The sequence below is a fragment of the Ideonella sp. genome (assembly GCF_044358605.1).
Taxonomy (GTDB): domain Bacteria; phylum Pseudomonadota; class Gammaproteobacteria; order Burkholderiales; family Burkholderiaceae_C; genus Ideonella.
Genome location: NZ_JBIKNQ010000017.1, coordinates 16,944 through 37,216, shown reverse-complemented (window position 1 = coordinate 37,216; position 20,273 = coordinate 16,944). Strand labels below are relative to the sequence as shown.

Sequence of the window (20,273 nt, the reverse complement as noted above, 5' to 3'; positions counted from 1 at the left end):
TCACCGATCACCCAGGCATCTGCCCGGTGATCGGTGTGGTTCCCTCTCACACCAAGCGAGCATTCACCCCCGCACAGCCGTAACGGCTGGCGGGGGTTTTTTCATCGCGCTCGGCTTCTGAAGGCGTCCAGCAGACTCAGGTGGCGCTCACCCGGCTCCAGCGTAAAGGCCTCTCCGGCGCTCACGCTGCCGGGTACCAGCACCGCCAAATAGGCGCCGCAGTAGCCCGACTCTGTCATCAGCTTGGCCGCCTTGTTGAAGCCCATGGCCGCATTGAACTTGAAGCAGGGTTGGCGCGGCTCTGACACCACCAGCACGCCGCCATCGGCAAAGCACAGCCGGTCGCCAATCCAAAGCTCGCGCTCAGTCACACCTTGCAGCGTCAGGTTCTCGCCCACCATGCCTGGGGGCAGGTCTTGGTCCCATGCGCCTGCACGGGCTTGCGCACGCACGGTGCGCCAAAACGCCAGGTGCTCACTGGGGTAGGCATAAATGGCTTTGGAGAGGCCACCATGCACCGACAGGTCGGCCTGCTCGTCCCCCGCCAAACCCATGGGGCCGTAGGCGACGGCGCCGCTTTGCGGCTGCTTGCCAATGGCGGTGAGGACCTCACGGCCATTGATCTGAACCGGCACGGCCCGGCCCACATTGACGCTCAGAATTTTCATGCCCGCCATTGTGCAGCGCTGCAGCCCCAGTGCTGGGCTGCAGGCTGCCCTCAGCGGGCAACAGGGTCAGGCTGGAATGCGCAGCAACTGGCCGGGGTAGATCTTGTCCGGGTGGCCCAACATCGGACGGTTCGCCTCGAAAATCTTGGGGTACTCATTGGCATTGCCATAGTGCTCCTTGGCGATCTTGGACAGGTTGTCGCCCTTCACCACGGTGTACCAACGCGACTCATCGGCAGGCTGGGCCACCGTCATCATGTCGTTCACGCCCGTCACGCCCGTCACATTGCCGCAGCACAGCACGATCTTCTCGCGGGTGGGCTGGTCAGCGGCTTGCCCGCTGACGGTGGCATGGCTGGTGGCGCCGTCAAACTCAATGGCCAAGCCGTCGGCACTCAGGCCTTGGCCGGCCACATACGTGGCAATGGCGTCGGCGGCCCGTGCGTTCAGTTGGGCGACTTTCTGCTGCAGGTCGCCGTCGCTGGGCGCAGCGGCCGCAGCTTGAGCGGTCTTCTCGGCTTCGTCATTCCCAAACAACTTCTCGCCTGCGGCCTTGAAAAAACTAACGATTCCCATGGAGTGATCCCTCATGTCAGTGATGATGAAGATCGCACCATACAAAGCCACATTTCAATACCGGTGACTGGCGCAAGGCCGAGCGGACATTCTTGGCAAACTTCAATGCCGCTGTGGTGGCGCAGTATCGAGATTCAGTGAGTTTTGACTCTTTGGGCGACCCACCAGCGCTCAGCCCCGGCCGCAGGCCTGCTGGGCTGGCAAGCGCCAGCTCCAGGTGATGGCCGCCCAACGCAGGCCTGTTGCCACCACACAGTTGCCAACGTCACCATGGCCACCGTCTCGGCAAACACCGGCATCTGACTCAAGACCCAGGGCGCACGGCAAGCCATTGCGAGCTGACTTGAAGGGATGGAGCGACGGACCGTAGCAAGGCTTGGGGGTGTGAGGAGGGGGCGATTGCGGAAGGGGCCGGTGCAGGAACTCGGAGTAGTGGAGATGTGAGGCCTCATGGGGCGACTGGAGGGTGGGTGTAGGCTGGTTGCTGCCATTCGGCGTATGCCGACCGAGTGACCGCTTCCGACCCTGAGCCGTCGCCTAGCCTCACGACCTGGCATGCAGCGAAGCGGTCACCCAATGTCCAATCCAGCGTGTGGTTGGAACAGACCTCCCCTCCGCCCATCGAGCAGGCTTGCCAGGAGTGTGAAGACGCGACGGCAATGTTCAAAGCGATCCATGTCGGCACTGCACCCTACTGCTGGTAAACCACCGGCGGCTGTCAACCCCGTCCCTTACGCAGCAAGACGACGCTGGCGCCTGGCTATGTGCTCCTGCAAGCCAGACTGCCGCTCATGCCTGTAGTCAAAATGCGCATCGAGGGCCGCCACGAACCGATTTTGATGAAACGGCCAGTCGTCGAAGGTGTCCAGGCGTCCGTCAACTAGTAGGTCACCTGTGAGATCAGGTCCAATCGTCTCAAAAGCTAGGACGACGACGATGCTGCATGCGTCATGCAGGCTATGAACAACGCCTGCGAGCATTTCCGGTGTCTCGAAGCCCAAACGCACCCCTTCAGCTCGCTGCTTGACTTTTTCGTCGATGCGCCTCTTGGTCAGATGGACATAGTTGGAGGCATCCACCCAAGCAGCGCTCGTCGCCTCTCGAAACGCTTGTCGCTGAGACTCTGTGAGCATGCGCAGCGGAAGTTGCCTCACGTGATCGACATTGTTCTTACAGACCTGCTTTCCCCGATAGAACTGGATTCTTCCTTCTAGATCCTGGGGAGCGGCCGTCTCATCGATAAACGCGGTGTTCACGGCGACTTCAAGCATGTATCGCATTTCGCGCCGTGAGGAATTGAGAGCTCCATTCTCAATTGCTAGCTTTGCCATTACAGCAGCTTCGCCAATCTCGTCTTTGTGGCGGGGCAGAAGATATTTCTCGTGATAGTCCGCCCAACGCGTCGCAGCGAAATCGCAAAGACCAAGAGTCTGATGAAGGGCCTGCACTGTCTTTCGCATCTTCTGAAGGGATACCTGATAGGCTGGCTGCTTGTAAGCTTCCTCGAACTCCATCTCATCAGCAAGGAGTCCCTCCCGAGCAGCATCAATAATATGATTAAAAGGATTCTTCATAAGCCTGTATATCAGTGGCAGATCGATCCGACAGTCTACGGAAGTCAGACCGGGCGGCCGTCGCCTTCACACCGCTGTCCAAAGCGGCGAATCAGATCACGCCCATGAGCGTACCAGGGCGAAACGGATCGACGCATAGCGGTCACCTGCGACCGGCCGCTCTTGGCCGAGAGCGGGCGCTCAATACCGGCATCTCGACCGTCGGCACCCGCTGCAATGCAGTCGGCCGATTGGCCCTCGATCTCCGAATCAGGCCCAGCTTTTCTTCTATGACCTTTGGTGCCAGAAGTAGGCAACGGCCTTCTGCTGCCGCTCACGAATCGCACCGAAGAGTGCAACCCAGTCAGATTCTGAAAATTCGTTTAAAAACAAACAGTTAGGTCGATGTGAAGCTCTAAACTCAGCGGATCTAGACCTGAGTCTCGACAGCGACACCAGCCCTCTGCTTACTTCCCCTTGCCGCCCCCGCAAATCCGCCCGACCCGAGAACTCCTGCGCATCCCTTCATGTCACAAATGCATCATGGGGATGGCTTGCGGAGTTACCACGCCGTTACACTGCCCGGTCAAGCCCTCCGCAGGTGGCGGGGCTTGGGGGCCTATCCGCCGCCGAAACCCGCCGTAACCTGCATGACAGCTTCATCCCTCAGGCTGTCGAACCTTGCTGGTCCTGGTCTCTTCAGGGTGGGCATTGGGCGAGCCTCTGGCCTATGGCCGGGCGCTCGCCCAATCCCATTTTTGAACCTTAGATTGGAGTCTTGTCATGAACCGTCCTGTCACGGAAGCCCTGCGGGTCAATGCCCCGGCTTACGTCAAAAACGCACGTCTGATCGAATGGGTCGGCCAAATCGCCGCCCTGACCGAGGCCAAAGACGTCTACTGGTGCGACGGCACCCAAGAAGAATACGACCGCCTCTGCCAGCAATTGGTGGACGCCGGCACCTTCAAAAAGCTCAACCCCGCCAAGCGCCCGGGCAGCTACCTGGCTTGCTCTGACCCTTCCGACGTGGCGCGTGTCGAAGACCGCACCTACATCTGCAGCGCCAAGAAAGAAGACGCCGGCCCCACCAACAACTGGATGGCCCCGGCCGAGATGCGCGAGCTGCTGCAAACCGGCGACAAGGCTTTGTTCAAGGGCGCCATGAAGGGCCGCACCCTGTATGTGGTGCCATTCAGCATGGGCCCGCTGGGCTCGCCCATCGCCCACATCGGCGTGGAGCTGTCGGACAGCCCCTATGTGGCCGTCAACATGCGCATCATGACCCGCATGGGCCGCAAGGTGCTGGAGCTGCTGGGCGAGAACGGCGAGTTCGTGCCCTGCGTGCACACCGTGGCCTCTCCGCTGGCCGAAGGCCAGAAGGATGTGTCCTGGCCTTGCAATGCCACCAAGTACATCGTCCACTACCCCGAGACCCGCGAGATCTGGTCCTACGGCTCCGGCTACGGCGGCAACGCCTTGCTGGGCAAGAAGTGCTTTGCGCTGCGCATCGCCTCCACCATGGGCCGCGACCAAGGCTGGCTCGCCGAGCACATGCTGATCCTGGGCGTCACCAGCCCCGCCGGCAAGAAGTACCACGTCGCAGCCGCCTTCCCCAGCGCTTGCGGCAAGACCAACTTCGCCATGCTGATTCCGCCCAAGGCTTTGGGCGGCTGGAGCGTGACCACCATCGGTGACGACATCGCCTGGATCAAGCCCGACGCCAATGGCCGCCTGCGCGCCATCAACCCCGAAGCCGGTTACTTTGGCGTGGCCCCGGGCACCAACACGCTGACCAACCCCAACTGCATGGCCAGCTTGAACAAGGACGTGATCTTCACCAACGTCGCGCTGACCGACGATGGCGACGTGTGGTGGGAAGGCATGGGCGACGCCCCGGCCCATTGCATCGACTGGCAAGGCAAGGACTGGACGCCCGCCATCGCCAAAGAAACCGGCGCCAAGGCCGCCCACCCCAACGCCCGCTTCACCGTGGCTGCCACCAACAACCCCGCGCTGGACGCCGCCTGGGACGACGCCGCTGGCGTGCCCATCGATGCCTTCATCTTTGGTGGCCGCCGCTCCACCACCGTGCCGCTGGTGACCGAGGCCCGCAACTGGACCGAAGGCGTCTACATGGCCGCCACCATGGGCTCTGAAACCACCGCTGCTGCGGCTGGCCAGCAAGGCGTGGTGCGCCGTGACCCCTTCGCCATGCTGCCCTTCATGGGCTACAACATGAGCGACTACTTCCAGCACTGGCTCAACCTGGGCGCCAAGCTGCAAGCCCAAGGCGCCACGCTGCCGCGCATCTACTGCGTCAACTGGTTCCGCAAGGGCGCAGACGGCAAGTTTGTGTGGCCGGGCTATGGCGACAACATGCGCGTCATGAAGTGGATGATCGAGCGCATCGAAGGCCAACAAGGCGGCACCGAAAGCCTGTTCGGCGTGAGCCCCACCTATGACGAACTGAGCTGGGACGGCTTGGACTTCAGCCGCGAACAGTTCGCCAGCGTCACCAGCGTGGACCACGAAGCCTGGGTGCAAGAGCTCAAGCTGCACGACGAGCTGTTCACGCAACTGGCCTACCACCTGCCTGAAGAGCTGAAGGCCACCAAGGCTCAGTTGCAAGCTAAGTTGGCGGCCTGATAGGCTGAGCATTGCGGCAGGCCCCATGGCGTACCGCCCCGGCAAAAAGCCACCGCATGCGGTGGCTTTTTGTTTGGCCCCGCAGCAGGGCGATCAACAAGAGCTGGACGCCCGCCGCGCCGCCCGCCAACAGCAGGCCCAGGTGGCCCAACGTCGCCTGATGCGCCATCAAGAAGTGGCCGAGACGCTGCTGACCGCCCCGCCAGCCCAAGCACGGGCCATGGTGGCCGATGCCCAGGCTGTCGTCAGTCACTGGGCCGAAGAAGGCCTGTGCAGCGCCGACTACGTGCAACGCTGGACGGCTCTGCTGGCGCTGCCTTTGCCCCAACTGGCTTTGGCCATGACGGGCGATGCCGACGGCTGGGGAGAGGCCTTGCGGCAGAACTCACCTTGGGTTCAAGCCTTGGGAGGCGGTGAGGCCCCATGACGCCCGAGGCGAGCCGCGCGACCTGCGCTGGATTGAAGCGGGCGGCAAGGCGCAACTGATTGCGCTGGGGCTGGTGCAGGCCCGCATGCGAGACACCCGAGTTTTGGATGATGAGAACAAGTCCCAGCGCTGCGCTTGCTGGCACTGCACCGCCAAGCATAGGCTTTGCTCCACTGCCACGCCCACGCCCACGCCCACGCCCACGCCCACGCCAGCGCGTGTGCCGATGCGCTGACACCATCGATCCAAAGTCCGGCTGGGCTGCCGAACTGGGCTGCCGGGTTTGTCGGAACTTTTAATGCTGCTCAGGCATACAGTACATTCGACGCACAGCCAGCATTCACGCCACTTTCCGGGAGGTACAGATGACCAACTTATGGAGCAGCGCCCAAGTTATAGAGCAGAATTTGCTCTGGACATTACGTTAGGCGTCTTTGAAACGTTGAGCCCTGTCCCATTTCAATTCACACAAATCGGAGTCGCACTGTGGACATTCTCTTGGGGCTTCTCGCCCTCGTCGTGGTCATCATTCTATTGGGCAAGATCAAGGGTGCACCTTCTCCGAAAGAGATGACTGACGAAGCTATCATGGCAAGACTCCAGAGCGAAAACGACTGGATCAAGCGCTATCAAGCCTTACCGTTCGACCATCCGCCGGGCGAGGGTCTCAAGAAGCAACATGACGAAAAGCAGCGCTACATCATGGAGTTGATGCTTGAACTGAACACGCGCCACGGCAAGAAAGACGAGTCACTTGCTCCCGCTATGCAGCGAGCCTACGAACTGATGAGACAAGGCATGCCTGAGAGTGAAGCCCAAGAGAAAGCAATTGCCGAATATGTGGCGGAACGCGACGCGAGGCAGGCCGCGCAGAATGCCAAGCCGGAGAGCCAATCATGATTCGATGGATTGTTGTCTCCGCTGTCTATGCTGCGATGTTTCTGATGTCGGCGAAATTCGATGCATCGCAAGCTCTTGCTGGTGGCCTGTTGTGCGGCGCCGTCTCCATCGGCGCTATCAAGCTCTTCGGGATGGACAAGAAGGAGTAGGTTTCAGTGCCTGCCCGGAACACGCTCAACCCCTCACCTCGAACGTTGATGCCGCAGAGCACCAATACGCTTCTCAATGACAGCCTCTGCGATCCGGCCGCCGAATCACCGCACCACCCACACCATCGCCGTGCGCCCCGGCGCCTGCAGCTCGCCCGTCTTGGCGTCCAGGCTGGCCTCGCGCACGCGCTTGTCGGCGGCGGTGGGGCTCAAGTGCACCGGGTGCAAGGCCCAGCGCTTGCCGCTGAGGGCGGGCAAGCTCAGCCGCTGAGTCTGTTTGTCGGTGTTCAGCACCACCAGCACCTCGTTGAAGTTGGCGTCCTTCAGGCCTTGGCCATTGAGCAGGGCCACGATGACCGCCGGGTTTTGCTGCGGGCCGGTGTTCAAAAAGCTCAGGCGTTGCTGCACGTCGGCGCTGCTGCGCAGGCGGAAGAGCACGGAGCTGTCGCGGATGCGCAGCAGGTCCAGCGTGGCGTCTCGCGTGAATCGGATGTCCTCGGGGCGGGGGTTGATCTGCGCGTTGGCCAGCAAAGGTTGCATCAGCAGCCAATCTTTGCCGTTATCGCCTTCGGGCGGCAGGCCGCTGCCAAAGTGGTTGGTGGTGGCTGAAAAGTCCAAGCGGTTGAAGGCGTCGCCCGAGTTGTAGCTGTTGCGGTCCAGGCTCTTGCTGCGCAGCAGCTCCTGCCCCGCATGAAAGTAAGCCACGCCCTGGCTGAAGGCCACCAGCGCATTGCCCAGTACCTGCACCCGCGCCCGCTCTTGCGGCGAGGTGCTGGTGGGCAGCTTCATGGCATTGGTGTCGAACAGGGTTTGGTTGTCGTGGTTCTCGACATAGTTCACCACCTCGGCGGGCTGGCTGGCAAAGCCTGCGGGCTGGCCGCCATAGTCCATCTCGGCGCCGCGCTTGGTGCTGCCGTCGGCGGTGGTGAAGCGCACGTCGCGCAAGGTGCCGGCCAGGCCCAGGCGGATCAGGTCGGCCGCCCGCATCAAGGCTGCGGCGCTGCTGGGCTCGGCCTGCGCGTTGGGGTCGGTGAACTGGCCGTTGAGCCAGCCTTGGCGGGCCAGCAGGGCCACGCCGCTGTCACCGGCGCTGCCGCCGCGTGCGGCGTCCCTTAGGCGGTCGTTAAAGCTGCCAATGCCGCTGCCATTCAGGCTCAGTTGGCTGGCCTGCATGAAGCGCCCGCCGTTGGCCACTTCACCAAAGTTCCAGCCCTCGCCAATGAAGTGGATGTCGCGGCCCAGCTCGCGCTTCAGGCGCGCGCGCATGGCCTCCATCACAGCGCGGGGCTGGTGGCCCATCAGGTCAAAGCGGAAGGAGTCGATGTGGTGGTCGCGCGCCCACAGCAGCACCGAGTCGCTCATCAGCCGCGCCATCATGCGGTGCTCGGTGGCGGTGTTCTCGCAGCAGGTGGAACGCTCGATCTCGCCGGCTGCACTCAGGCGGTGGTAGTAGCCGGGCACGATGCGGTCCAGCACCGACATCTCGCTTTGGCCCGAGGCAAAGGTGTGGTTGTAGACCACGTCCATGCCCACGCGCAGGCCGGCCCGGTGAAGAGCTTGCACCATGGTGCGCAGCTCGCGCACACGGGCTGCGCCATCGTCGGGCTGGGTGGCGTAGCTGCCCTCGGGGGCGCTGTAGTGGTAGGGGTCATAGCCCCAGTTGTAGCAGTCGGCGTCGCGGCTGGCGTTCACGGCGGCTTGCTGGGCTTTGCCGTCGCGCGGGCCCGTGGTCGTGGGGGTGACACAGCCTGTTTCAGGCACGCTGCTGAGGTCGTAAATGGGCAGCAGGTGCACATCGGTCAGGCCGGCCTGGGCCAAGCGCCTCAGGTGCTGCATGCCTTGCGATTGCGCATGGCTAAAGCCCAGGTACTTGCCGCGGTGTGCGGCGGGCACGCTGGCGTCATCGCGCGAGAAATCTCGCACATGCAGCTCATAGACCACCAGGTCGGTGGCGTGGGCCACGGTTTGCGGGCGCGGGGTGCTGTCCCAGCCGGCAGGTTCGGTGTCGGGGTGGTCCAGGCGCAGGGCCACGCTCTGGCGCGAGTGGCCGGTGACGCTGACCGAATACGGGTCAGTCACACGGTTGCGCACCAGGCCGGCGTTGGGCGTCACCACGTCCACCAAGTAGCTGTAGCGCTGGCCGTGCAGGTCTTGCGGCAGCTGCGTGGTCCACAGGCCGGTGGCGTCTTCGCGCTGCAGCGGGCGCAGCACCGAGGCTTTGCCGTCGCCGGGTTTGCCGGGGTGCAGGCACAGCATCACCCGCTGGGCGGTGGGCGCCCACAGGCGGAAGGTGCTGCGCTGCGGGGTGACGATGGCGCCCAGCTCGGCGGAAGACTCAGCCAGCGCATAAGCATCATCCAGCGCACCGGGCAACTGCGTCGCGGTGGCGGCCAGGATGCGGCCTTGCGCGTCCTCCTTCAACAGCCACATCTGCGCGGTCCAGGTCTGCGCCAGGTTCATGGCATCACGGCCGGACACGCGCAGCCGCACGCCGGGCTTCACATAGGCAAAGCGCTGGGCGGTGACGGGCGGCAGGTCCGAGTCGTCGATGCTCAGCTCCAGCACGCCGTCGGCGCCGCTGAGGGGCTCGCCCAGCTTGGCCACCAGGCCTGCGCTGTGGGAGTAGGCCAAACGCCAGCGCACGCCAGGGGCGGCCGCGTGGCCGGGCCACTGAAGGCGAATGCCGTCCAGCCAAATGCCTTCTGCGGTGGGCAGCCTGGCGGCGGCATTGAGCACGCTGCTAAAGGGGCCATCGCAGTCTTGCGCGGTGGGGGCTTTGGCCAGGGGCTGAGCCCAGAGGGGCGCGCAGGAGGCGCCCAAGGCCAGCAGCAAACTCAATCGGCTCAGATGTGGAGCGAAGGACATAAGGTGTGCGGTGTGTAATGAAACTACATTGTCTGGGCGTCAGTGCGCTACGGCATAGCGGGGTTACATCTAACCATCGGCCGCTTGCAAAGCATGCAAAATGTAGTTTGGCTACATACTGCTGCCGCTTCAGGACACATCATGCCTTCTCTCTCCCCTGCCGCACAGGCTTTGGCCCCTTGGCTGGCCCGGCCGTTCTTGCCGACCTTGATGGCTGCGCTGCTGGGCGCAAGCGCACTCTGGCCTGCAGGCGCAGGGGCGGTGGCTGCGCCCACGCCGCAGGCCTTGGCTGCGCAGGCGGCCCAGGTGGACATCTCGCCCGTGCCCCCGGTGCACCGCCCCAGCACCCTGCCCGCAGGCTGGCACCACGGCGTGTTCATGGAGATTTTTGTGCGCGCCTTTGCCGACAGCAATGGCGACGGCGTGGGCGACCTCAAAGGCCTGACCGCCAAGCTGGACGACCTCAAAGATTTAGGCATCAGCGGCATTTGGTTGATGCCCATCACCGCCAATGCCGACGGCGACCACGGCTATGCCACCACCGACTTCCGCGCCATTGCGCCCGAGTACGGCACGCTGCAAGACTTTGACGAGCTGCTTCGCCAGGCCCATGCACGCGGCATTGGGGTGGTGATGGACTACGTCATCAACCATGCGGCCGCCCAGCACCCGCTGTTCCAAGCCGCTGTGGTTGACCCCAAAAGCCCCTGGCGCGACTGGTTTGTGTTTGCCGACACCGAGCCACAAGGCTGGGACATCTGGGGCAAGAACCCTTGGTACCTGAGCAGCGCCCAGCACTGGAACAGCAAGCTCGAACCCAAAGACCTGCCCAAAGCCCCGCCCGGTGCGCGCGACTTCTACTTCGGCACCTTTGGCCCGCACATGCCCGACTTCAATATGCGCCACCCGCGCGTGCTGCAGTACCACGAGGACAGCCTGCGCTTTTGGCTCAACCGGGGCTTGGACGGCTTTCGCTTAGACGCCGTGCCGCACCTCATCGAGCGCGATGCGGTCAACTGGAACGACCAACCCGAAAGCCGCCAACTCACCAAGCGCCTGCAAGACCTGATCGCCGCGTATGACAAGCGCTGGGTGGTGTGCGAGGCCACGGCCGAGCCCAACGATTGGGGCCACCCGCAAGTCTGCGGCAGCGCCTTTGCCTTTGGCTATGTGCACCACTTTGTCAAAGCCGCTCAGGGCGACACGGCGTCCATCCAAGAGCTGGCCCGCTATTGGCGCGAGGCGCCGCCCGAGCGCTTTGGCATGTCCACCATGATCTCCAACCACGACATCTTTGCGGGTGAGCGGCTGTGGGACCAGGTCAAAGGTGACGAGGCCCGCTACAAGCTGGCGGCCGCCAGCTACCTGCTGCAGCCGGGCACGCCCTTCATCTACTTTGGTGAGGAGATCGGCCAGGCCGGCGTGCCGGGTTTGCCGGGCGACCTGCCGCTGCGCTCGCCCCGTTCCTGGACGCCTGACGCTAAGACCGCAGGCTTCACCACCGGCCAACCCTTCCGCCCCTTGGCCCCCAATCTTGCGCGTTACAACGTGCAGAGCCAGTCGGCCGACCCGCAGTCCATCCGCAGCTTTTACAAGGCTTTGATCGCGCTGCGGCGCGCCCACCCGTCCATCGCCCAAGGGCGCTTTGAGCACAGCGCGGTGCAGGGCCAAGCCTTGGTGTTCCAGCGCAGCCATGCGGCAGACCGCACCCTGGTGCTGATCAATTACGGTACGCAGCCGCAGGCTGTGGACGTGCCCGGCCTGCCCGCTGGGGCGCGGCTGCAGCCGCTGTTCCAGGCCCAGTCTTCGCAGGCGCAAGGCGGGCGCGTCACCGTGCCGGCGCAAGGGGTGCAGGTGTGGCAGGTGGTCTCGCCTTGAGCCGTGCGTGCAGTGGGCACAGCGACTCCCTTCAAAACCTTTGACACGCGCCTCAAGCGCTCAGCCGCCACAATGGCTTCATCTTCCCTTGGAGCCCCTCATGACTGTTGATCGCCAGACCGAACATCCCGTCGACCCACTGTTCACCAACCGCTGGTCGCCCCGCGCCTACAGCGGTGAGCCTATCGACGACGCTACGCTGATGCGCTTGTTCGAGGCGGCCCGTTGGGCGCCGTCGGCCTCTAACCTGCAGCCTTGGCGCTTCCTCTATGGCAAGGCCGGCACAGCCGCTTGGCAGCCGATCTTCAACAGCCTGGTGCCCTTTAACCAAAGCTGGGCGGCCAAGGCCTCGGTGCTGATCGCCGTGGTCTCGCGCGTGCGCTCCACGCCGCCGGGCAAGACCGAGAAGGTCGACAACGTTTGGCATGCCTTTGACGCGGGTGCGGCGTGGCAAAACCTCGCCCTGCAAGCCTCGCTGCTGGGCTGGTATGCCCACGGCATGGGCGGCTTTGACAACGCGGCCTTGCGCCAAGCCCTGAACGTGCCCGAGGACTACGCCATCCATGCGGTGGTGGCCGTGGGCAAGCTGGGCGACAAAGCCCAATTGCCCGAAGCCCTGCAACAGCGCGAAGGCCCCAGCCCCCGCCAGCCCCTGTCCGCCATGGTGGCCGAGGGCGGCTTCAGCTTCGAGGCCTGAATGGCCACCGCGCTGCCCGCTGCCGCCTTGGCCCGTTTGGACGCACTCATCCAGCAGGCCCAGGCCAGCGGCCAGCGCCGCCTGCTGGGCCTGGTGGGCGCGCCGGGGGCCGGCAAGTCCACCTTGGCGGCGGCCCTTCACCAAGCCAGACCGACCTTGACCCAAGTGGTGCCCATGGACGGCTACCACCTGGCCAACAGCGTGCTGGCCGCGCTGGGCCGCAGCCAGCGCAAAGGCGCGCCCGACACCTTCGACGCCGCCGGCTTTGTGGCCCTGCTGCAGCGCCTGCGCGCACCGGGCGGCGACGTGGTCTACGCCCCCGAGTACCGCCGCGAGATCGAAGAAGGCGTTGCCGGTGCCATCGCCATCCCGCCCGAGGTGCCGGTGCTCATCGTCGAAGGCAATTACCTGCTGCTGGAAGACGCGCCATGGGCCCCCTGCCGCGCTCTGCTAGACGAAGCTTGGTATGTCGATGTGAACGACGCCCTGCGCACCGAACGCCTGGTCGCCCGCCACCGCCACTTTGGCCGCAGCGAGGCCGACGCCCGCACCTGGGCTGCGCAGACGGACGAGCCCAATGCGCGGCGCATCGCGGCGAGCCAGGGGCGGGCGGATTGGGTGTTGCGCTGCTGAGAGGAATGGAAAATTCGTCTGTTTCAGCGTAAATTGGGTACATTGGCAAACTCTTTGAGTCCACTTAGTTTCACCATTAGATTCAGGAGGAGTACATGAAGAAAGCAGTTTTAACTCTTTGCGCATTGATGCCAATTGTTGCAGCAAGTCAATGCAACGTCACCTATTTGGGTGGGGAAGTAACCGATCATCAAACAGGTAGTTATCCACTTGCTGTGGATGAAAATGGGAATTCATATGGGAATTTCTCATACCTCGGTATGAATGTTTGGGGGGCGGATGGCTCGACTGTAGCGGTATCTCCGCCGGAGCCGACAGACGCAGCATTTCAGCCTTCAATCAATAACAAAAAACAGGCCATCGTTAATAGTGAATCATGGTGCTGGCCAGAGTTCAGAGACTACAGTACAGACATGATGATCTGGAATTGGGAGCAGGGTACGAAAGTTTGCCTAAAACCGCTACCCTTTCAACTTCCAGAGGGTTTCTCTGCGACCTATCTATCGCGTGCTACAGTGATTGATGATAAAGGCTGGGTCTATACTTCAGTTCCAGACCGGGGCACACTTAGAAATCGAGCCGTTGTTTGGCGAGATAATGGGGTTGCCGTTGAGCTTCCGGTGCTACAAAGCGGTTTACAGCATTTCGTCAACGGCGGAAATACCAGTGGGCTAGTGGTCGGGCAAGCTTCTACCGATGTGCGAAATTTTCGATCGGTGCCGATTGCTTGGAGGTCGGGAATAATTGAAAGGCTGCCCTTGCCTGAGGGGTTTACCGCCGGTCGCGCTGTATCGGCTTCCAGCAATGGTGATATTGTGGGGCAAGGATACGTTGGTCGGCGGCCGTCATCCGGCCTGTGGTGGTCTGAGGGTAAAGTCAAGGAGTTGCCTCTCGGTTTCACGCCATCGCACATCAATCGACAAGGGCATATTATTGGGCGTACAGGGAAAAATTGGTGGCCCGCTATTTACAAAAATGACAAAGTCCTTCTCATTGCTAAACTAATGCCGGCAATGTGGCATAAAAAGGGCTATCAAGTGACATTGCTCACTGACATTAACGACAAGTCCGAAGTGCTGGCTAAGTATAGAGGAGGGCCAAATGATCTTGATGGTTCAGTATTGCTGAGAGGCTGTTTTGGGAATCAATAATCATCATGGGATAAATGGAGACCTTTGTTATTGATGAGCCCCCGCATGAACGAATCTCATTGCCTCGATAAGTGATGACCCTGCTGCTTTGGGCGCTCAGCGCTGGCCTTGTCCTCCTTGGCTTTGCGGGCATTGTCTTGCCCGCTTTGCCCGGCACCTTGTTGGTCTGGGCCGGCTTGCTGCTGGCGGCTTGGATTGACGACTTCCAGCGCATCGGCGGCTGGCCCATGGCCGCCATCACGGTCATGGCCCTCATCGCCTGGGCTTTGGACTATGTCGCAGGCCTGATGGGCGCGCGCCACCTGGGCGCCAGCAAGCAGGCCTTGATCGGCGCGGCACTCGGCACCGTGGTGGGCCTGTTCATGGGCCTGATCGGCGTGTTCTTCATGCCCTTGGTCGGCGCGGCTGTGGGCGAATACCTGGCCCGCCGCGACCAGCCCGACGCTGCCCCCCAAGCCCTCAAGGTCGGCGTTGGCACCTGGGTGAGCATGCTGGTGGGCATGCTGGCCAAGTTCGTGCTGGCTTTTGTGATGATCGGTGTGGCGGTGACGGCTTACCTTTGGTGAGACACGGCGTGTGGGCGACCTGATCACCGACAAGAACTCTTGGACAGCGGTCACGATGGTGTATACCATTGATATCTACCATCTCGAGGGCGCCCATGGACATTGCACGCATCTTCCAATCCGGTCGCAGTCAGGCCGTTCGTCTGCCCAAGGAGTACCGCTTTGAAGGCACCGAAGTGGCGGTCAAGCATTTCGGCAATGGTGTGCTGCTGTTGCCCGTGAATGATCCGTGGCAAACCATGGAGGACGGCTTGGCGGCGTTCGAGGCGGGTTTTGTCCTCAGCCGCGAACAGCCCGCAGCGCAGGAGCGTGACGAGATCAAGCCGTGATCTTGCTCGACACCAATATCTGCATCTACATCATCAACACCAAACCCGCCAAAGTACTGGCAAGGTTCAAGCAATACAGACTGGGTGAGGTGGGGTTGTGCAGTGTGGTGGCAGCGGAGCTGGCTTTTGGGGTGGCCAAGAGTGGCTCTACCCGCAACCGGCAGGCCTTGGAGATGTTTCTCGCACCGCTGAGTATCTTGCCGTTTGATGAGGCCGCCGTATGGACCTATGCGGACCTGCGGGCAGCGTTGGAACGCAAGGGCTCCCCGATCGGGTCTCTCGATACGCTGATCGCCGCCCACGCATTGAGCCTGGGCGCCACGCTGGTCACCAACAACACCCGTGAGTTTGCGAAGGTGCCTGGGCTTTTGCTGGACAACTGGGCCGAGCCTGACTGATCGAGTTGATGATCGTCATGGCCACCATGGCGGTGACCGAACGCATGGAGGCGAGCTCCAAGCCGCAAAACGACTTGCCACCGACGGCCTATCCGCTGGATTGCAGGTCTTGAGTCTCCTGCACGCCATCATTGTGCGGTGCACGCAGTCGGCGCCATCAGTTCTCACCATGCAGTTACCATCAGAAGATAGCTAACTTTTTAGGTGAGCATCATGATGCGATTTCTGACGGCCATATCCGCGGGGCTATTGCTCTCTTCTCCACTGTCGACATTTGCGCAGTGTCAGATGATTGAGCTCGAGAGTCAGGTGGGGTGGAGACCCATAGGCAGGAGTCTTTCGACCAAAGGGTTGGTCAGCGGCAGCCTTTACTCCGACGACGGTCAGCTCTCTCGACCCGCAATTTGGGACAGCAGTGGTCGCTTGAAGACACTGCTCCCTTACGACTCCGAGTTCAAGATCACGGTCGTGTCGGCGTCGAATGATTTTGGTGTGCACGTCGGCTGGAGGCAGATCTCCTATGAGCATCCCCTTCAAGCAGTTCGTTGGGAGTACGGGACCCCCCTGATCCCGATGCGCTCAGACTACCAAAGCTACGCCTTGTCGGTGAACAGGCAAGGTGTTTCCGTGGGCCAGTCTATTTTGGCTGATAAGTTGACCTATTTAGCCGTGAAATGGGACTCTACTGGCTGGTTCAGCTACATGGCGGGAGGTGGACATCGCGATAGTGTGGCGAACCATATCAACCGCCGTGGCCAGTCGTTTGGGCGTATCGCAGATGCCGAGCGGATTTCCCACGCCGTTCGTTGGAGTTCGGCTGGAAAGCCGACGCGGCTGCCCTCGCTGGGCGGCTTGCATGGACATGCCGTCGGGGGGAATGACCGCGGCGATGCCGTTGGAAGTAGCAGCAGCACTACCCATGCAACCAGACCTACACTCTGGCGTGCGGCCGACCTTGTGCCTGTCGACTTGGGATCGCTTGGCGGCACTTTTGGGGTAGGCGCAGCGGTCAATAGCCAGCAAGTGGTCGTCGGTATGTCGCAAAACGCTTTGGGGAAAGATTCGGCGTTTGTGTGGTCCGCAGGTGTAATGCGTGACCTCAACACCATGCTGCCTGCGTCCTTTGTCAGTTCCGGCCAAAGGTTGGAGTGGGCAGATTCAGTCACCGATCAAGGCACCATATTGGCCACCGTGAAGCAGTCGGTGCCTGGCAATGACATTCCACGATATCGAGGCGTGCTGCTCAAGCAATGTCTTGAATGAAGATCCAGCGCGGCCGACAGTCACCTAGGCTGAAGAGCATGTGCGCTAGGGTGCTTGAACAAAACGCCTACTTCTAAAGCGTTGCAGGCTCCTTCACCCCACCCACCCCCGGCAAATGCTGCCCCGAGGTCACCCCCATCGACACATAGATGCTGGTCAGGCCGTCTACGCCCACATCGGCGGGCTGCACCCAAGCCTCGGGCACATAGATCAGGGCGCCGCCTACCGGCACCGGGGCGGTGGGCACCAGCACGGCCAGATAGGGCGCGCCGCCCACCAGCACCGGCTCGGGGGAGGACAGCAGGCCCAGCACCGCAGCGGCTTGGCCGGGGCCGCCAAAGTGCAGCCAGACGGGGCTCATGGAGCGGGTGCCTTGCTCGTCGCGTTGCGCCATCAGGCCCACCAGCTTTTGGGCCATGTCGTAGATGTGACGCACCACCGGGATGCGCTGCATCACCGCGTTCAGGCCTTCCAGCAGCACCGGCTGCAAGCGCGTTTGCACCAGCAGGCCTAAGGCCAAGATGCTGACGAGCACCAGGCCCAGGCCCAGCAAATAGCCCACCACTTCGGAGCCACTCACGTCCAGGCCCAGGCTGATCAAGGCCTTGCCAAACAAGCTGGTCGGGCCCAGCCAAGCATAGAGCAGGCGTACCGCCCAAACCAGGATGGCCACCGTGGCCGCCAAGGGCAGGGCGGCCAGCAGGCCGGTCAAAAACACATTCGCCAAGCGGCGCAATCCGGGTTTGATCATTGCGCGGCCTCCACCACCATCTGCACTCTTTGTTGGCCTTGGAACTCATCGACGCTGAGCCTATAGGCCAAGCGCACCCGGTCGGGCAGCGGGTCGGTGTGGCCAAACCAAATGGCGTCGCGCAGCGTGCCTTGCGGGCCGCCGTGGCGCACGCGCAGCTTCAGGTGCTTCTCGCCCACCAGGCGCTGCTGCACCACGTCCACCTCGTCGCAAAACACCGGCGCCGGAAAGCCCTGGCCCCAGACCACATCGTCCAGGGTCTGCACGGTTTCGGCATTGAAGTATTGCAGGGGCAGCGGGCCATCGGTGGCCACGGTGCGGGTCAGCGCGGCGGCGTCCAGCCATTCGCGGGCGACCTGCTGCAAGGCGGCGTCAAAAGTGTCCACATCTTCTTCGGCCAGGGTGCAGCCCGCAGCCATGGCATGGCCGCCAAAGCGCTTGAGCAGGCCGGGGTGGCGCTTGGTCACCAGGTCCAGCGCGTCGCGCAAATGAAAGCCGGGGATGGAGCGGCCCGAGCCCTTCAACAAGCCATCGCTGCCCAGGGCTAACACAAAGGTGGGCCGGTGCAGGCGGTCTTTGAGCCGCCCGGCCACAATGCCCACCACGCCTTCGTGGAACTCGGGGTCAAACAGCACCAGGGCCGGGGGTGGGTCGCCTTCGGGCATCAAGTGCTCCAGCGCGGCTTCGGCCTGCTCGCGCATGCCCGCCTCTACATTGCGGCGCTCTCGGTTGATGGCATCCAGTTGCTGGGCCAGCTCTTGGGCGCGACCGGGGCTGTCGGTCAGCAGGCATTCAATGCCCAACGTCATGTCGGCCAGTCGCCCGGCGGCATTGATGCGCGGGCCTAAGGCAAAGCCAAAGTCAAAGGCCGAGGCCCGCTCGATGCGGCGCGCGGCGGCATGGAACAACGCTGCCACGCCGGGCTGCATGCGGCCGCTGCGAATGCGCTTCAAGCCCTGCGCCACCAAGCGGCGGTTATTGGCATCCAGCTTCACCACATCGGCCACGGTGCCCAGGGCCACCAGGTCCAGCAGGGCATCGAGCCGGGGTTGTTGGGCCGCATCAAACGCGCCGCGTGTGCGCAGCTCCGCCCGGGTGGCCAGCAGCACATAGAACATCACGCCCACACCGGCCAGGGCTTTGCTTTCAAAGCTGCAGTCGGGTTGGTTGGGGTTGACGATCACATCTGCGTCCGGCAACAGCACCGCACCCTCGACCAAGGCAGGCAGGTGGTGGTCGGTCACCAGCACCTGCATGCCCAATGCCTTGGCGCGTGCCACGCCTGCGTGGCTGGCAATGCCGTTGTCCACGGTGATCAAGACCTGCGGCTGGCACTGGGCCTGGGCGAGGTCGACGATGGTGGGTGTCAGGCCATAGCCGTGCACGGCACGGTCGGGCACCACATAGTGCAGGTGCTGCGGCTGGGCACCCAGCAGGCCTAAGCCGCGCAAGGCCACGGCGCAGGCGGTGGCGCCGTCGCAGTCGTAGTCGGCCACCACGCACAAGCGCAGGCCTTGTTGAACGGCATCCGCCAGCAGGCGGGCGGCGGCGTCGCAGCCCTTGAGCTGTGAGGGCGGCAGCAAGCGCGCCAAGTTGTCGTCCAGGTCGTCGGCACTTTTGATACCGCGTGCGGCAAACAAGCGGGCCAGCAGCGGGTGAAGGCCGCTTTGCTCCAGGGCAAAGGCGGTGCGGGGGGCGGTCTCGCGGGTCAGCAGGGTGGGGGCGTTCACAGCGGGGTGTTCTGGTCAATCAGCACTTAAAGGGCGGTGAGCACGGGCAGGGCGGCCGTGCGGCGCGGGGTAGTCAGACGCTGCCACCAGCCGCGCTGGGCGGGCTCAAAGCGCTGCGCATGGCGCTCTCCGCACAGGGTCAGCTTGAGGGCCTCACCCGTCTCCAAACGCGCGTACCAGGGCTTGAAGACCTCGGTGTCCAAGGCCGCCCAGGCCTCTGCCCAAGCCAGCCAGTCTTCGGCCAGCAAGGGCGCGCGCAAGCGCTCGTCCATCACGACCTCCGTGGTCTCTGGCAAGGCCTGCGGGGTTGCGCCGGTGCCACTGAGCCAAAAAGAGTTGACCGGCGGCAAGCCCTGGGCCTCGCGGGCCTCATTCAAGGGGTGGCCGTGCAGCAGCATCTGCACCTCGGCTTGCAGGCGGCGCAGCCGGCGCGCGGCCTCGGGCGGGCCCAGCCACAAATCGACATTGCGGCCGATCACCCGGTCCAAAGAGGCCGTGGGCAAGGTGGCGAGACCGTCATGCTCGGCCAACCACTGCAGCGGGCTGCACCAATGCAGGCGAATGCCGTCATCCTCAAACAGCGGCCGAATGGCCTCGAAGGCTTGGCGCGATGCGGTCTCGTCCAATTGCAGCTCGGCCGGGTTGAGCAGCGAAAACTGCTCGGTGCCCACATGCCAGTGGGTGGGGCTGACCAGCGCCCAGCCGCTGCCGGGGGCGGGTGCTAGGCCTGCACGCTGGGCCGCCAGGGCCGCCCAGGGCAGCAGGCCATCTTGCAGCAGCCAGCCGCGTGCTTGGGCCAAGGCGCGCTCTTGCGGGGGGCTCAGGGTGTATTCGTCCCCTTCGTCCAGGGCTTGGGCCTGCAGGCGTGCGAGCAAGGCTTCCAGGTGCGGCAGCTGCAGCGTGCCCAGGGTGTGGACGGCAGCCTCAGAGGTGGCCGAGGCAAAGGGCAGGATCAAGTGCCGGGGGGGCAAAGCAGTCATGGGCCGGATTATCCGGCGCATCAATCCCTGACCCTTTGGTGATGCTTTCGTGAGGACTCTGACGGCCCACACGGGAATCATGAGCGCACTGACATTCAACACAGCCCGCAGGG

General features: G+C 63.1%; 21 protein-coding genes. 14 read left to right on the top strand and 7 right to left on the bottom strand.

The features are described 5' to 3' along the window. Window positions 1–101: 101 nt before the first annotated feature. From ACIQ3Q_RS08305 to ACIQ3Q_RS08295, 3 genes are all read right to left on the bottom strand, one after another. Window positions 102–668 carry an MOSC domain-containing protein gene (locus ACIQ3Q_RS08305; protein WP_396268580.1) on the bottom strand — a complete coding sequence of 189 codons (567 nt, stop codon included), beginning with the start codon at window positions 666–668 and terminating at the stop codon, window positions 102–104. Window positions 669–734: 66 nt separating this feature from the next. Beyond that, window positions 735–1,244 carry a peptidoglycan-binding protein LysM gene (gene lysM, locus ACIQ3Q_RS08300; RefSeq protein ID WP_396268579.1) on the bottom strand — a complete coding sequence of 170 codons (510 nt, stop codon included), beginning with the start codon at window positions 1,242–1,244 and terminating at the stop codon, window positions 735–737. 731 nt (window positions 1,245–1,975) lie between these two features. Continuing rightward, on the bottom strand, window positions 1,976–2,818 hold the full coding sequence (locus ACIQ3Q_RS08295) for a hypothetical protein (protein ID WP_396268578.1): 843 nt from the start codon (window positions 2,816–2,818) through the stop codon (window positions 1,976–1,978). Window positions 2,819–3,580: 762 nt separating this feature from the next. On the opposite strand from ACIQ3Q_RS08295, the gene ACIQ3Q_RS08290 reads away from it, so the two are divergent. The 5 genes from ACIQ3Q_RS08290 (at window position 3,581) to ACIQ3Q_RS08270 (ending at window position 6,919) form a co-directional block, all read left to right on the top strand. Next, complete coding sequence (locus ACIQ3Q_RS08290; RefSeq protein WP_396268577.1) at window positions 3,581–5,443, top strand: phosphoenolpyruvate carboxykinase (GTP); 1,863 nt, start codon at window positions 3,581–3,583, stop codon at window positions 5,441–5,443. A gap of 25 nt (window positions 5,444–5,468) precedes the next feature. Continuing rightward, window positions 5,469–5,870: a hypothetical protein gene (locus tag ACIQ3Q_RS08285; protein WP_396268576.1), complete on the top strand. Its 402-nt coding sequence runs from the start codon at window positions 5,469–5,471 to the stop codon at window positions 5,868–5,870. Next, window positions 5,857–6,105 carry a hypothetical protein gene (locus tag ACIQ3Q_RS08280; RefSeq protein ID WP_396268575.1) on the top strand — a complete coding sequence of 83 codons (249 nt, stop codon included), beginning with the start codon at window positions 5,857–5,859 and terminating at the stop codon, window positions 6,103–6,105. Before ACIQ3Q_RS08285 ends, ACIQ3Q_RS08280 begins: the two co-directional genes overlap by 14 nt. A gap of 251 nt (window positions 6,106–6,356) precedes the next feature. Next, entirely contained in the window at window positions 6,357–6,770 is a 414-nt protein-coding gene (locus ACIQ3Q_RS08275) for a hypothetical protein (RefSeq protein WP_396268574.1), read from the top strand. Next, the gene (locus ACIQ3Q_RS08270) at window positions 6,767–6,919 is read left to right on the top strand and encodes a hypothetical protein (RefSeq protein WP_396268572.1); all 153 of its coding nucleotides are present in this window, start codon (window positions 6,767–6,769) and stop codon (window positions 6,917–6,919) included. The genes ACIQ3Q_RS08275 and ACIQ3Q_RS08270 overlap by 4 nt, the downstream gene beginning before the upstream one ends. 105 nt (window positions 6,920–7,024) lie before the next feature. Here the strand turns inward: ACIQ3Q_RS08270 and ACIQ3Q_RS08265 are convergent, their stop codons facing one another. Next, window positions 7,025–9,784, bottom strand: coding sequence for an alpha-1,6-glucosidase domain-containing protein (locus ACIQ3Q_RS08265; protein ID WP_396268571.1), 2,760 nt, complete (start codon window positions 9,782–9,784; stop codon window positions 7,025–7,027). Between ACIQ3Q_RS08265 and ACIQ3Q_RS08260 the strand changes: the two genes are divergently transcribed. The 9 genes from ACIQ3Q_RS08260 to ACIQ3Q_RS08220 all read left to right on the top strand — a co-directional run bounded on the left by ACIQ3Q_RS08260 (window position 9,783) and on the right by ACIQ3Q_RS08220 (window position 16,699). Then, the gene (locus tag ACIQ3Q_RS08260; protein WP_396268604.1) at window positions 9,783–9,842 is read left to right on the top strand and encodes a hypothetical protein; all 60 of its coding nucleotides are present in this window, start codon (window positions 9,783–9,785) and stop codon (window positions 9,840–9,842) included. The two genes, ACIQ3Q_RS08265 and ACIQ3Q_RS08260, sit on opposite strands and share 2 nt — an antisense overlap. 83 nt (window positions 9,843–9,925) lie before the next feature. Further along, on the top strand, window positions 9,926–11,662 hold the full coding sequence (locus ACIQ3Q_RS08255; RefSeq protein WP_396268570.1) for an alpha-amylase family glycosyl hydrolase: 1,737 nt from the start codon (window positions 9,926–9,928) through the stop codon (window positions 11,660–11,662). Window positions 11,663–11,762: 100 nt separating this feature from the next. After that, window positions 11,763–12,359 carry a nitroreductase family protein gene (locus ACIQ3Q_RS08250; protein WP_396268569.1) on the top strand — a complete coding sequence of 199 codons (597 nt, stop codon included), beginning with the start codon at window positions 11,763–11,765 and terminating at the stop codon, window positions 12,357–12,359. Then, window positions 12,360–12,992, top strand: a complete 633-nt coding sequence (locus ACIQ3Q_RS08245; protein ID WP_396268568.1) for a nucleoside/nucleotide kinase family protein — start codon at window positions 12,360–12,362, stop codon at window positions 12,990–12,992. Window positions 12,993–13,087: 95 nt separating this feature from the next. Continuing rightward, a complete protein-coding gene (locus tag ACIQ3Q_RS08240; protein WP_396268567.1) occupies window positions 13,088–14,143 on the top strand; it encodes a hypothetical protein in 1,056 nt (351 codons plus the stop codon). A 74-nt stretch (window positions 14,144–14,217) separates the two neighbouring features. Then, window positions 14,218–14,709 (top strand): DUF456 domain-containing protein, encoded by a 492-nt coding sequence (locus ACIQ3Q_RS08235; RefSeq protein ID WP_396268566.1) that lies wholly within the window; start codon window positions 14,218–14,220, stop codon window positions 14,707–14,709. A 95-nt stretch (window positions 14,710–14,804) separates the two neighbouring features. Further along, window positions 14,805–15,038, top strand: coding sequence for an antitoxin (locus ACIQ3Q_RS08230; RefSeq protein WP_396268565.1), 234 nt, complete (start codon window positions 14,805–14,807; stop codon window positions 15,036–15,038). Continuing rightward, the gene (locus ACIQ3Q_RS08225) at window positions 15,035–15,436 is read left to right on the top strand and encodes a type II toxin-antitoxin system VapC family toxin (protein WP_396268564.1); all 402 of its coding nucleotides are present in this window, start codon (window positions 15,035–15,037) and stop codon (window positions 15,434–15,436) included. The genes ACIQ3Q_RS08230 and ACIQ3Q_RS08225 overlap by 4 nt, the downstream gene beginning before the upstream one ends. A 423-nt stretch (window positions 15,437–15,859) precedes the next feature. Continuing rightward, a complete protein-coding gene (locus ACIQ3Q_RS08220; RefSeq protein WP_396268563.1) occupies window positions 15,860–16,699 on the top strand; it encodes a hypothetical protein in 840 nt (279 codons plus the stop codon). 73 nt (window positions 16,700–16,772) lie between these two features. On the opposite strand, the gene ACIQ3Q_RS08215 is transcribed toward ACIQ3Q_RS08220, so the two are convergent. The 3 genes from ACIQ3Q_RS08215 to ACIQ3Q_RS08205 are packed head-to-tail and all read right to left on the bottom strand — an operon-like array spanning window position 16,773 to window position 20,160. After that, a complete protein-coding gene (locus tag ACIQ3Q_RS08215) occupies window positions 16,773–17,450 on the bottom strand; it encodes a DUF502 domain-containing protein (protein ID WP_396268562.1) in 678 nt (225 codons plus the stop codon). Beyond that, window positions 17,447–19,180 carry a single-stranded-DNA-specific exonuclease RecJ gene (gene recJ / locus ACIQ3Q_RS08210; protein ID WP_396268561.1) on the bottom strand — a complete coding sequence of 578 codons (1,734 nt, stop codon included), beginning with the start codon at window positions 19,178–19,180 and terminating at the stop codon, window positions 17,447–17,449. Before recJ ends, ACIQ3Q_RS08215 begins: the two co-directional genes overlap by 4 nt. Before the next feature lie 26 nt (window positions 19,181–19,206). Next, the gene (locus ACIQ3Q_RS08205; RefSeq protein WP_396268560.1) at window positions 19,207–20,160 is read right to left on the bottom strand and encodes a hypothetical protein; all 954 of its coding nucleotides are present in this window, start codon (window positions 20,158–20,160) and stop codon (window positions 19,207–19,209) included. Window positions 20,161–20,273: the final 113 nt, after the last annotated feature.

Excerpts from the sequence above, each read along its gene's own strand:
- ACIQ3Q_RS08305 (WP_396268580.1), bottom strand. The coding sequence starts at position 668 with ATGAAAATTCTGAGCGTCAATGTGGGCCGGGCCGTGCCGGTTCAGATC.
- lysM (WP_396268579.1), bottom strand. The coding sequence starts at position 1,244 with ATGGGAATCGTTAGTTTTTTCAAGGCCGCAGGCGAGAAGTTGTTTGGG.
- ACIQ3Q_RS08295 (WP_396268578.1), bottom strand. The coding sequence starts at position 2,818 with ATGAAGAATCCTTTTAATCATATTATTGATGCTGCTCGGGAGGGACTC.
- ACIQ3Q_RS08290 (WP_396268577.1), top strand. The coding sequence starts at position 3,581 with ATGAACCGTCCTGTCACGGAAGCCCTGCGGGTCAATGCCCCGGCTTAC.
- ACIQ3Q_RS08285 (WP_396268576.1), top strand. The coding sequence starts at position 5,469 with ATGGCGTACCGCCCCGGCAAAAAGCCACCGCATGCGGTGGCTTTTTGT.
- ACIQ3Q_RS08270 (WP_396268572.1), top strand. The coding sequence starts at position 6,767 with ATGATTCGATGGATTGTTGTCTCCGCTGTCTATGCTGCGATGTTTCTG.
- ACIQ3Q_RS08265 (WP_396268571.1), bottom strand. The coding sequence starts at position 9,784 with ATGTCCTTCGCTCCACATCTGAGCCGATTGAGTTTGCTGCTGGCCTTG.
- ACIQ3Q_RS08255 (WP_396268570.1), top strand. The coding sequence starts at position 9,926 with ATGCCTTCTCTCTCCCCTGCCGCACAGGCTTTGGCCCCTTGGCTGGCC.
- ACIQ3Q_RS08250 (WP_396268569.1), top strand. The coding sequence starts at position 11,763 with ATGACTGTTGATCGCCAGACCGAACATCCCGTCGACCCACTGTTCACC.
- ACIQ3Q_RS08245 (WP_396268568.1), top strand. The coding sequence starts at position 12,360 with ATGGCCACCGCGCTGCCCGCTGCCGCCTTGGCCCGTTTGGACGCACTC.
- ACIQ3Q_RS08240 (WP_396268567.1), top strand. The coding sequence starts at position 13,088 with ATGAAGAAAGCAGTTTTAACTCTTTGCGCATTGATGCCAATTGTTGCA.
- ACIQ3Q_RS08235 (WP_396268566.1), top strand. The coding sequence starts at position 14,218 with ATGACCCTGCTGCTTTGGGCGCTCAGCGCTGGCCTTGTCCTCCTTGGC.
- ACIQ3Q_RS08230 (WP_396268565.1), top strand. The coding sequence starts at position 14,805 with ATGGACATTGCACGCATCTTCCAATCCGGTCGCAGTCAGGCCGTTCGT.
- ACIQ3Q_RS08215 (WP_396268562.1), bottom strand. The coding sequence starts at position 17,450 with ATGATCAAACCCGGATTGCGCCGCTTGGCGAATGTGTTTTTGACCGGC.
- ACIQ3Q_RS08205 (WP_396268560.1), bottom strand. The coding sequence starts at position 20,160 with ATGACTGCTTTGCCCCCCCGGCACTTGATCCTGCCCTTTGCCTCGGCC.